The following is a 9,440-nucleotide window of genomic DNA, read 5'->3' as shown; positions in this document are numbered from 1 at the left end:
GACCGCTCACCACGCGGTCTCCGGCCCCTGCTGCGTGGCGGTACGCCTCAGCCGGTGGCGGAGGCCGTCCACCGGCGGGAGCGGGCGGGCATCCGGGAGTGTCCGGCGTCCGTCGGCCTCACGGCGAGGATCTGGTTGACGCCGATCTTGTTGTGCTCGAAGGAGAGGGCGGACGCGGCCATGTAGAGCCGCCAGACCCGGGCACGCCCGGGTGAGGTGGCCGCCACCGCGGCGGCCCAGTTGGCCTCCAGGTTGGCGACCCACTGACGTAGCGTCAAGGCATAGTGTTCACGCAGCACTTCGACGTCCCGTGCCTCGAACCCGGCCTCCTCCAGAAGACCGAGGGTCCGTCCCAGGGGCGCGAGTTCGCCGTCCGGGAAGACGTAGGCGTCGATGAACTCGTCGACGTGGTACGCCTCTTCGTCCTTCTCGGGGCGGCGGGCGATCTGGTGGTTGAGCAGCCGGCCGCCGGGCTTGAGGAGGGCGTAGAGGTCGTCGGCGTACTCGCGGTAGCGGACGGAGCCGACGTGTTCGGCCATGCCGATGGAGGAGATCGCGTCGTACGGTCCGTCGCGCACGTCCCGGTAGTCCTGGACGCGGATCTCGACGCGGTCCGTCAGCCCTTCTTCGGCGACCCGCTTGCGGGCGTACGCGGCCTGTTCGGTGGAGAGGGTCACGCCGGTGACGAGTGCGCCGTACTCGCGGGCCGCGTGGATGGCCATGGAGCCCCAGCCGCACCCGACGTCGAGCAGCCGGTCGCCCTCCTTCAGGGCGAGCTTGCGACAGACCAGGTCGAGCTTGTCGCGCTGGGCGTCCTCCAGGGTGCCGCCGTCCTCCCAGTAGGCGCAGGAGTAGACCATGGACGGGCCGAGGACCATCGCGTAGAAGTCGTTGCCCACGTCGTAGTGGTGGCTGATGGCCTCCTTGTCCCGGCGCCGGGTGTGCAGCGGGCCGGTGCGACGGCGGTGCATCTCCTCGGCGGGCGGGGCGGGCGGCGGGTAGGGGCCCGCGAGTTGGGCGAGGCCCTTCGCGAAGGTCCGGATCTTCGGGTCGCGCAGCGGGTGGATCGCTTCCTTGGCGTCGGCACCCCGCTCCCAGAGGAGGGCGGCGATGCTGTCGAGCGCCTCGTACAGATTGCCCTCGACGTCGATCTCTCCGGCGACCCAGCCCCGGGCCAGTCCCAGCTCGCCCGGCTTCCACAGCAGCCGTCGCAGGGCGCGGCGGTGGCGGATGACGAGAGCGGGGGCACCCGGCGGGCCGGCCTCGCTGCCGTCCCAGGCCCGGATGCGAACCGGGAGGGGTTCTCCGAGCAGTTCCGTGAGAAGAGCGGTCAGCCGCGACGCGGCGTCTGCCATGGCGCACACCTCCGTGGTGGTGTTCCCAAAATGCCCATATATGTATACACACGCATCGTTGCCCCGCCGACACGCCTCAGCGTCGCGACGAGGTAACACATACGTCAACTCTGGCCGCGGCTACCGTCATCCCGCTACTGGGCAATGCTTGGGCAAAGTACATGTAGCCACCAAGTATCAACCGGAATCGCGGCTTCCCCCGGGCCGGCCCTCTGCGGGAAACCCGCCCGGGTACGCCGAAGGGGCCGCCCGCACCACGGATGGCGGACGGCCCCTTCGGGTCGTACAGGTCACGCACCGGCGGCTCCGCGTACGGAGCCCGAGCGCCCTCGCGGGAGCGCCGGGGTCAGGAGGCCTTGGCCTTCTCGCCCTCGGACTTCGCGGCGGCGGGAGCCGGAGCCGGCTTCGCGGCCTCGTAGAACTCCTCGCGCGGCGTCTCCATGGCACCCAGGGAGACGACCTCGCGCTTGAGGAACATCGCGAGGGTCCAGTCGGCGAAGACGCGGATCTTGCGGTTGAACGTCGGCATCGCCATGCCGTGGTAGCCACGGTGCATGTACCAGGCGAGACGGCCCTTGAGCTTGATCTTCACCTTGCCCATGACGATCATCGCGACGCCCTTGTGCAGGCCGAGACCGGCGACCGCACCCTTGTTGGCGTGGCTGTACTCCTTCTGCGGGAAGCCCCGCATGCCGGAGACCACGTTGTCGCCGAGGACCTTGGCCTGGCGCAGCGCGTGCTGGGCGTTCGGCGGGCACCAGGCGTTCGGGTTGCCGGCGCGGCGGCCGACCATGTCCGGGACCTGGGCGTTGTCGCCGGCGGCCCAGATGTAGTCGGTGCCCTGCACCTGGAGCTTCTCGCTGGTGTCCACGTGGCCACGCGGGCCGAGCGGCAGACCGAAGCGGGAGAGCGCCGGGTTCGGCTTCACACCGGCGGTCCACACGATGGTGCTGGAGTCGACCTCGAGGCCGTTCTTCAGCACGACGTGGCCGTCGACGCAGCTGTCCATGGAGGTGGAGAGGTAGATCTCCACACCGCGGGACTCCAGGTGCTCCTTGCCGTAGGCGCCCAGCTTCGGGCCCACCTCGGGAAGGATCTTGTCGGCGGCGTCGACGAGAACGAAGCGCATGTCCTCGCGCTTGACGTTCGTGTAGTACTTGGCCGCGTCCCGGGCCATGTCCTCGACCTCACCGACGGTCTCCGCACCGGCGAAGCCACCGCCGACGAAGACGAAGGTCAGCGCCTTGCGGCGGATCTCCTCGTCGGTCGTGGAGTCAGCCTTGTCCAGCTGCTCCAGGACGTGGTTGCGCAGGCCGATGGCCTCCTCGATGCCCTTCATGCCGATGCCCTGCTCGGCGAGGCCGGGGATCGGGAAGGTACGGGAGACCGCGCCCATCGCGATGACGAGGTAGTCGAAGGGCAGCTCGTAAGCCTCGCCGACGATCGGCGCGACCGTGGCGACCTTGCGGTCCTGGTCGATGGTCGTCACACGACCGGTGAGAACCTCAGCCTTGGGCAGCACGCGTCGCAAGGGGACGACGACATGCCGAGGCGAGATGCTGCCTGCGGCAGCTTCGGGAAGGAAGGGCTGGTAGGTCATGTACGAGCGCGGGTCGACGACCGTGACGGTCGCCTCTCCGTAGCGCATCTTCTTGAGAATGCGTCGAGCTGCGTACAGGCCTACGTACCCACCGCCTACAACGAGGATCCTGGGACGCTCCGTGGTGCTCATGCAATCGAGTATCCACCCCATCCAGGGGGGTAGCTCGTGAGCCCCTTCACAAGGTTGTGGGCCCCCTCTGCTACACTGCGCGGCCCGCGTGACCCAGGTCATGGTCGACACGGGGAACCACAGCCGCGCGGCGAACGTTGTTCACCGCCTGTGAGCTGGCCCTTGACCTCGGAGCGAAGGCTCCTCGCACCCCCTCGCCCCTCTCCGTCCACCCCGAGCGCACCGCGCGGGGGACACCCGCGCGTACCGCACAAAACGTACGCACAGGCACGTTCGAACCCCTGAGAGCTAAGAACTTGCCCCGAGGGGACCGAATTCCTTGTGAAGAACTTCACGAAGTTGGTCCCCACGCCTCCCCGAAGACCTCCTCCGGGTCCCTCCCAAGCCCCCCGGGAGCCCCAGTAAAGCATCAGAGGTGCAGGCCGGGCCGCATGTGAGCGCACGGATCGCGGGAGGTGAGGTTGCGCGCGAAGGGAGCCCGGGCGGGGTTGCGCGGCGGGCCGGCGAGCACACCCGGCGGCCGGACGCGCGCGCCCGCCCCGAGTGCGCACACACTGGACATATGACCACAAGGAGAACCGTGACGGTCCGGGAGGCCTGCGCGAACCCCGCCGCCCCCATCGACCACGCCGAGCGGGGCGGACCCACGGTGATCACCCGCGACGGCACCCCGGTGGCCGCCGTGGTGCCGATCGCGGACTTCGAGGCCCTGGAGGAGGCGGCCGACGTGCTCGACATGGAGGCGGTGCTCGCCGGAGTCGACCCGACCACGACCGTGGCCGAACTCCTGACGGACGTCCTCACCGACCACCAGGGCCCGACGGACGAGAACGGAGAGGAAGACGAACGGCAGGCCGGACAGCGAGGAGAAGAGGAGCGCTGAGCCCTCGTGCCCGCCCCGCCCTCCGCCGCCCTCCCGGGCTCAGTCGCGGCGCCGGACGTACAGCCGGCTGCCCTCCGGCCCTGTCCACTCCACCCGCACGACCCCCGGCACGGCGGACTCGGCGAGACGTGAGGCGTGGGACCAGTGGCCGAAGTTCGGGTTGCGGAAGAAGGTCGCCCACAGCCGCCCCCGGTGGTCCTCGAAGAAGTTGTTGTGGCCGGCGCCGACGCCAACCGTCCACCGCTGCGAGTACGGCCCCTCGAAGGTGTCCGAGACTGCGGCGACGGCGTCGTACTGGTACTGGACCCGCCCGGCCGCGGCGGTGTCGTACCCCTGGCGGGTACTGCCGTCGGCGTTGACCGAGGTCCGGTCCCAGGCGGCCTGGAGCAGGAAGTACTTGCCGCCGTGACGGAAGACGTACGCGCCTTCGAGGTACGGCTCCGGGGAGTACGGGGTCTGCAGGAACGCGGGGAGACCGGTCGTGGGGACGATGTCCTCCATGTCGTCCCGGAACTTCGCGTACAGGTTGTTGTGCAGCACCAGCCAGGCGTCGTCGCCCTCGGCGTACAGGCTGCCGTCGATGTGGTGGTAGGCCCCGGGTGCGATGAACGCGGGGCCGCCGATGAACGAGTCCCCGAAGGGCTTGTCGAGGTTGCCCTCGATCAACCGGTACGGGCCCTCGACGCCGCCCTCGCTGACGAGCAGGAACGAGCCGACCTTCTTCGAGTGGTCGCCCATGCACGCGACGACGTACCACCTGCCGCCGACCCGGTGCACCTCCGGCGCCCACGCCTGACCGCGCTTGCCGAACGAAGAGTCGTACCAGTACTCCTGCCAGGGAGCGACGACCGTGCGGCCGGGCCGGTTCTCCCCGACGAACTCGGGCGACCACACCTTGCCCTTCTCGGCGCCGGGCCGGATACCGGTCGTGTCGGCCAGCTTCCAGGGCCCCTTGAGGTCCCGCGCCGTCCACACGAAGATCCCGTCGTTCCAGGGCCCGGCCGCTTCGAGCCCCGGCACCCGTGTGGTGCCGGTGGCGACGTAGAGCGGACGGCCGTCGACGGTGAAGCAGTTGACGTACGTGTCCCGCATCCAGACCCGTCCGAGCTCCTCGTCACGTGGGCGCAACTCCAGCGGCAGCACGAAGGAGTTGTCCTCCCTCGGCCAGAGGTCCTGGCGGGTGTCGGCAGTGCCGTACGGGGCGGGGTCGGGCCAGTTCGCCGGGTACCGCCCGTGCGCGTGGCCGGGCGCGTCCTTCGGCGCGACCGGGGCGGGCGGGGCGGCATGCCCACTCGGCGCGGCCTGCGCGGCCTGTACCGGCAGTGCCGCCGCCGCTCCCAGTCCGGCGGCCCCTGCCAGCAGGGCCCGGCGTCCGACGGGCGGTCGGTTCTCGTGGCTGGTCATGGGTCAGCCCTCCTTCGGGGTACGAGTGTCCTGTGCCGGCACGCGGGCACGCGGCGGCACCGCGCCCGGTCGGCGCACGAGCGGCGACGGCCGCCCGTGCGTCTGCCGCGCACCGGGCGACGATGGTTGACGGGGCGTCGGCAGATGCGCTCAACGCCTGTCGCCGTGAGCGGGATTGAAGGTCAGCGCGACCCCGGACAGGCGGCCGGACCGCGGCGCGGCACGCATGGTCCGCGGGTCTCTACCCGCTCGCGACGAGCCTGCGGACCGGCCTCGGACGGCAGGAATCCAGCATGGGAATCCCCGATGATCTACGTCAAGGGGTCGCCGATTTAATCCGGGCCGGAGGTCCTGTGAATCGGGACGGCCGACGTGGTGACGCGGCACGATCGGCACATCAGCACGCATGTCGGCACATGGCACCGGCTGCTCCGCAACCCCTTCGCCGAACAGTGGTTCAAAGGGCCTGCGGAAGCGGCCTGGGCCGTTGCATGATCGTGAACATGCTGATCGATCACGAGGGTTGTTCGCCGACCGTCCACCCCACGGCCTACGTCGCGCCGACGGCGACGCTGTGCGGGGACGTTCGGGTGGGAGCGGGCTGCCGGGTGCTGTTCGGAGCCGTGCTCAGCGCCGAAGGCGGGCCGGTGGAACTCGGCGAGGACTGCATCGTGATGGAGAACGCGGTCCTGCGCGGGACACGGCGCGATCCGTTGAGCTTGGGACGGCAGGTCCTGGTCGGCCCCATGTCCTACCTGACCGGCTGCTCGGTGGAGGACGAGGTGTTCCTGGCCACCGGAAGCCGGGTGTTCAACGGCGCACGCATCGGTACCCGCTCGGAGGTCCGCATCAACGGCATCGTGCACCTGCGTACGGTGCTGCCCGCCGACGCGACGGTGCCGATCGGCTGGGTGGCCGTCGGGGATCCGGCCCGAATCCTTCCGCCCCAGGATCACGAGGCGATCTGGGCGGTGCAGAAGGATCTCGACTTCCCCGGCTACGTCTTCGGCCTGGACCGTCCCGCCGAAGGCGAGAGTCTCCTGCCGGGCATCTCCGAGCGATTCGGCCGGGCCCTCGGCCGCCATCGCCACGACCGGCTGATCTAAGTCTCCCGGGCCGTTCATCGAGTCGGGACGGGACCGGCGTCAGGCCACCGGGAACGCGATCCCGTCGGGCATCGCCTCACGAACGCGCTTCGCCCACTCGTCGCGTGTACACACCGACGCGTACACTTTTCTCATGACTGAGACGACCGCGACCGTGCGAGAAGCCCGCGCCCACCTTGCGGACCACATCAATCGCGCCGAGGAGGGCACGCCCACGGTGATCACCCGCAATGGGGAGCCCGTTGCCGCTGTGGTCCCGATCTCCGACTTCTACGCACTGGAGGAAGCCGCGGACGTCCTGCTGGCTCGGGAAGCGGAAGCAGTCCTGGCCCAGGACGACCCGACCGTGACCATGGCCGAACTGCTGGCCGATCTGTTCACCGAACGCTCCGAAGGCGCGGCGTGAAGTACGCGTTCCGGTTCACCGCCACGGCACAGCGACAACTCCGGGCCATCAACCGGCCTGCCGCCATGCGCATCCTGGCCGCGTTGACCGCGCTCGGCGAAGACCCGTACCGCGAAGACGTCGACGTCAAGAAACTTGTCGGCTCCTCAGGTCTCTACCGCCTCCGGGTCGGGAACTACCGGGTCGCCTACCAGATCGAGAACGACGAACTGGTGATCCTCGTCGTCAAGGTCGGCGACCGGCGCGACGTCCGCCGCGGCATCTGAGACAGAGGCCGGGCCCGCGAGCACCATGCCCCCGCACCCGGCCTCCGCTCAGCGGATCACTCGGAGCCCGGAGCCGCCGAGAACGCGATCCCGTCCAGGATGTCGTGCTCGCTCACCACGATCTCCTGGGCCCCCGTGCGCCGCATCAGGGCCTGGAGGATCAGGGCGCCGGAAGCGATGACGTCGACCCGGCCGGGGTGCATCGCGGGGATCGCGGCGCGGTCGGCGTGGGTGGAGGCGAGCAGGCTGGTGGTGATCTCCTCCACGCGGGCGAGGGAGATCCGGGAGTGGTGGATGGCCTCGGAGTCGTACTCCTGAAGGTCCAGCGCGATGGCGGCGATCGTGGTGACCGTGCCGGCGAGGCCGACGAGGGTGGTGGCTTCGGTGAGCGGGACCGTCTCGGCGGCGAGGTCGAGGGCCGCGTCGATGTCGGCGCGGATCGCCGCGATCCGGGCCTCGGTCGGCGGGTCGATCTTCGCGCCGTCCTGGACGAGGTGGCGCTCCGTCATGCGGACGCAGCCGATGTCGACCGAGCGGGCCGCGCGGACCGTGTCGTCGCCGAGGACGAACTCGGTGGACCCGCCGCCGATGTCGACCACGAGGTACGGGGAGGCGAAGCCGTGGCCGCTGTTGCCGTGGAGTTCCTTGGTCGCCCCGTCGAAGGAGAGCTGGGCCTCCTGGTCGCCGGTGATCACCTCGGGCTCGACGCCCAGGATCTCGTGGACGCCGCGGACGAAGTCGGCGCTGTTCTCGGCGTCGCGGGAGGCGGAGGTGGCGACGAAGCGGATCTTCTGGGCACCGAGCTCCTCGATGGCCCCGGCGTACTCGCGGCAGGCGGCGAACGTGCGCTCCAGGGCCTCGGGGGCGAGGCGTCCGGTGCGGTCGACTCCTTGGCCGAGGCGGACGATCCGCATCCGGCGGTCCAGCTCGGTGAAGCCACCGGTATCCGGGTCGATGTCGGCGACGAGCAGCCGGATGGAGTTGGTGCCGCAGTCGACGGCCGCGACCCTGGTCGTGGTCACGCGGTCTCCCCGGCCGGCTTCTCGGACGTGCAGGGCGTGACGCAGGGGCCCTTGGCCCACCACTCGGGCAGCATGGCGATGGCCTCGTCGCCGAGCGGGTTCACGCCGGGTCCCGCGGCCAGCGAGTGGCCGACGAGGACGTGCAGGCACTTCACCCGGTCCGGCATGCCGCCGGCGCTCGGGAAGCCCTCCAGGACCTCGATGGCGTCGCGGCGGGCGAGGTAGTCCTCGTGCGCGGCGCGGTAGGAGGCGGCGAGCTCCGGGTCGGTGCCCAGGCGCTCGGTCATCTCCTTCATGACGCCGTTCGCCTCCAGCGTGCCGATCGCGGACGCGGCCCGCGGGCACGTCAGGTAGAACGTCGTCGGGAACGGCGTGCCGTCCTCCAGACGGGGCTGGGTCTCCACCACGTCCGGGTTGCCGCAGGGGCAGCGGTGCGCGATGGCGCGCAGCCCGCGCGGCGGCCGTCCGAGCTGCTGCTCGAACGCGGCGATGTCCGCGTCGGTGGGCGGAGTGGATTCGGTCTGCGGAGGGGCGGTGTCCATGCCTGCCTTGGTTCTGCTCGGAGGTGCTGCTCTGTGGGATGCGGTGCGCCGCGGGGCGCGGTTCGCGCTCGGACCAGTGTGCCTGGCCGCGCGGGGCGGGACTCAGTCGCCGTGGGAGGAACCGTCGGACTCGCTGCCGGAGCCGTCCGCGCTGTCCACGCCGTCCCAGAGGTTGGAGTGCCAGGGCCGGCCGTCGGCGCCGGGCTCGCCCCGGCCGTCGTCCGCCGCGTCGGGGTCGACCACGGTGTAGCCGGTCTCGCCGGGAAGGACGTAGTGGAGGTGTTCGCGGGCGAGGCGGCGGATGTACGCGTCGTCCTGGAGCCGGGCCTTCTCGTCCCGCAGCTCCTCGGCGCGCTTCCCGGCGTCCTGGAGCGTCCGCTCCTGGTCGGCGATCTCCTCACGCTGGGAGACGTACTGCCGCATCGGGTACGCCAGCGCCACGATGAGGGTGCAGACGATCAGCGCCAGGAACGCGGCGCGGCCGGTGAGCCGGGAGCGGTGGGCCTGGCGGCGGTTCTGGGAGCGGTAGACGCGGGCCGCCGTCTGCTCGCCGAGCAGCCGCAGCCTGGTCGCGGTGGAGAACCGGTCGCGGTCCTTCACGGCCATGTTCATGCCTCCCCGTCACGCACGTCCGTCCCCGCACACGGTACGGGACCGAGTGCGGGGACCGACGGAGGGTGGTGCCCTCACGGGCAGTGGATAACCCCATGAATCGGGGGAACCC

General features: G+C 70.6%; 10 protein-coding genes. 4 read left to right on the top strand and 6 right to left on the bottom strand.

What is annotated here, in order from left to right:
• Positions 1 to 47: 47 nt before the first annotated feature.
• Both ACFWEP_RS26150 and ACFWEP_RS26145 read right to left on the bottom strand, forming a co-directional pair.
• Entirely contained in the window at positions 48 to 1,355 is a 1,308-nt protein-coding gene (locus tag ACFWEP_RS26150) for a class I SAM-dependent methyltransferase (RefSeq protein WP_387373421.1), read from the bottom strand.
• Positions 1,356 to 1,701: 346 nt separating this feature from the next.
• Positions 1,702 to 3,087 (bottom strand): NAD(P)/FAD-dependent oxidoreductase, encoded by a 1,386-nt coding sequence (locus ACFWEP_RS26145; RefSeq protein WP_328719872.1) that lies wholly within the window; start codon positions 3,085 to 3,087, stop codon positions 1,702 to 1,704.
• Between the two features lie 562 nt (positions 3,088 to 3,649).
• On the opposite strand from ACFWEP_RS26145, the gene ACFWEP_RS26140 reads away from it, so the two are divergent.
• Complete coding sequence (locus tag ACFWEP_RS26140; RefSeq protein ID WP_387373419.1) at positions 3,650 to 3,970, top strand: type II toxin-antitoxin system Phd/YefM family antitoxin; 321 nt, start codon at positions 3,650 to 3,652, stop codon at positions 3,968 to 3,970.
• A gap of 39 nt (positions 3,971 to 4,009) precedes the next feature.
• Here ACFWEP_RS26140 and ACFWEP_RS26135 read toward each other — a convergent pair whose 3' ends face one another.
• Positions 4,010 to 5,374: a family 43 glycosylhydrolase gene (locus ACFWEP_RS26135; RefSeq protein WP_387373418.1), complete on the bottom strand. Its 1,365-nt coding sequence runs from the start codon at positions 5,372 to 5,374 to the stop codon at positions 4,010 to 4,012.
• 503 nt (positions 5,375 to 5,877) lie between these two features.
• Between ACFWEP_RS26135 and ACFWEP_RS26130 the strand changes: the two genes are divergently transcribed.
• From ACFWEP_RS26130 to ACFWEP_RS26120, 3 genes are all read left to right on the top strand, one after another.
• The gene (locus tag ACFWEP_RS26130) at positions 5,878 to 6,480 is read left to right on the top strand and encodes a gamma carbonic anhydrase family protein (protein ID WP_387373417.1); all 603 of its coding nucleotides are present in this window, start codon (positions 5,878 to 5,880) and stop codon (positions 6,478 to 6,480) included.
• Positions 6,481 to 6,613: 133 nt separating this feature from the next.
• Entirely contained in the window at positions 6,614 to 6,886 is a 273-nt protein-coding gene (locus ACFWEP_RS26125; RefSeq protein WP_387373415.1) for a type II toxin-antitoxin system Phd/YefM family antitoxin, read from the top strand.
• Positions 6,883 to 7,152: a type II toxin-antitoxin system RelE/ParE family toxin gene (locus tag ACFWEP_RS26120; RefSeq protein WP_387373413.1), complete on the top strand. Its 270-nt coding sequence runs from the start codon at positions 6,883 to 6,885 to the stop codon at positions 7,150 to 7,152. The genes ACFWEP_RS26125 and ACFWEP_RS26120 overlap by 4 nt, the downstream gene beginning before the upstream one ends.
• A 56-nt stretch (positions 7,153 to 7,208) precedes the next feature.
• Here ACFWEP_RS26120 and ACFWEP_RS26115 read toward each other — a convergent pair whose 3' ends face one another.
• The 3 genes from ACFWEP_RS26115 to ACFWEP_RS26105 form a co-directional block, all read right to left on the bottom strand.
• Complete coding sequence (locus ACFWEP_RS26115) at positions 7,209 to 8,174, bottom strand: exopolyphosphatase (RefSeq protein ID WP_387373411.1); 966 nt, start codon at positions 8,172 to 8,174, stop codon at positions 7,209 to 7,211.
• Entirely contained in the window at positions 8,171 to 8,716 is a 546-nt protein-coding gene (locus ACFWEP_RS26110) for a DUF501 domain-containing protein (RefSeq protein ID WP_387373409.1), read from the bottom strand. Before ACFWEP_RS26110 ends, ACFWEP_RS26115 begins: the two co-directional genes overlap by 4 nt.
• A 102-nt stretch (positions 8,717 to 8,818) precedes the next feature.
• Positions 8,819 to 9,322, bottom strand: a complete 504-nt coding sequence (locus ACFWEP_RS26105) for a septum formation initiator family protein (RefSeq protein WP_387373423.1) — start codon at positions 9,320 to 9,322, stop codon at positions 8,819 to 8,821.
• Positions 9,323 to 9,440 lie beyond the last annotated feature (118 nt).

This window comes from Streptomyces sp. NPDC060198 (assembly GCF_042728415.1).
GTDB lineage: Bacteria > Actinomycetota > Actinomycetes > Streptomycetales > Streptomycetaceae > Streptomyces.
Note: the sequence above shows the minus strand (reverse complement) of the source record. Positions and strands in the feature narration are given on the sequence as shown.

Coding starts and splice junctions, on each gene's coding strand:
- ACFWEP_RS26150 (WP_387373421.1), bottom strand. CDS start 1,355: ATGGCAGACGCCGCGTCGCGGCTGACCGCTCTTCTCACGGAACTGCTC.
- ACFWEP_RS26145 (WP_328719872.1), bottom strand. CDS start 3,087: ATGAGCACCACGGAGCGTCCCAGGATCCTCGTTGTAGGCGGTGGGTAC.
- ACFWEP_RS26140 (WP_387373419.1), top strand. CDS start 3,650: ATGACCACAAGGAGAACCGTGACGGTCCGGGAGGCCTGCGCGAACCCC.
- ACFWEP_RS26135 (WP_387373418.1), bottom strand. CDS start 5,374: ATGACCAGCCACGAGAACCGACCGCCCGTCGGACGCCGGGCCCTGCTG.
- ACFWEP_RS26130 (WP_387373417.1), top strand. CDS start 5,878: ATGCTGATCGATCACGAGGGTTGTTCGCCGACCGTCCACCCCACGGCC.
- ACFWEP_RS26125 (WP_387373415.1), top strand. CDS start 6,614: ATGACTGAGACGACCGCGACCGTGCGAGAAGCCCGCGCCCACCTTGCG.
- ACFWEP_RS26110 (WP_387373409.1), bottom strand. CDS start 8,716: ATGGACACCGCCCCTCCGCAGACCGAATCCACTCCGCCCACCGACGCG.
- ACFWEP_RS26105 (WP_387373423.1), bottom strand. CDS start 9,322: ATGGCCGTGAAGGACCGCGACCGGTTCTCCACCGCGACCAGGCTGCGG.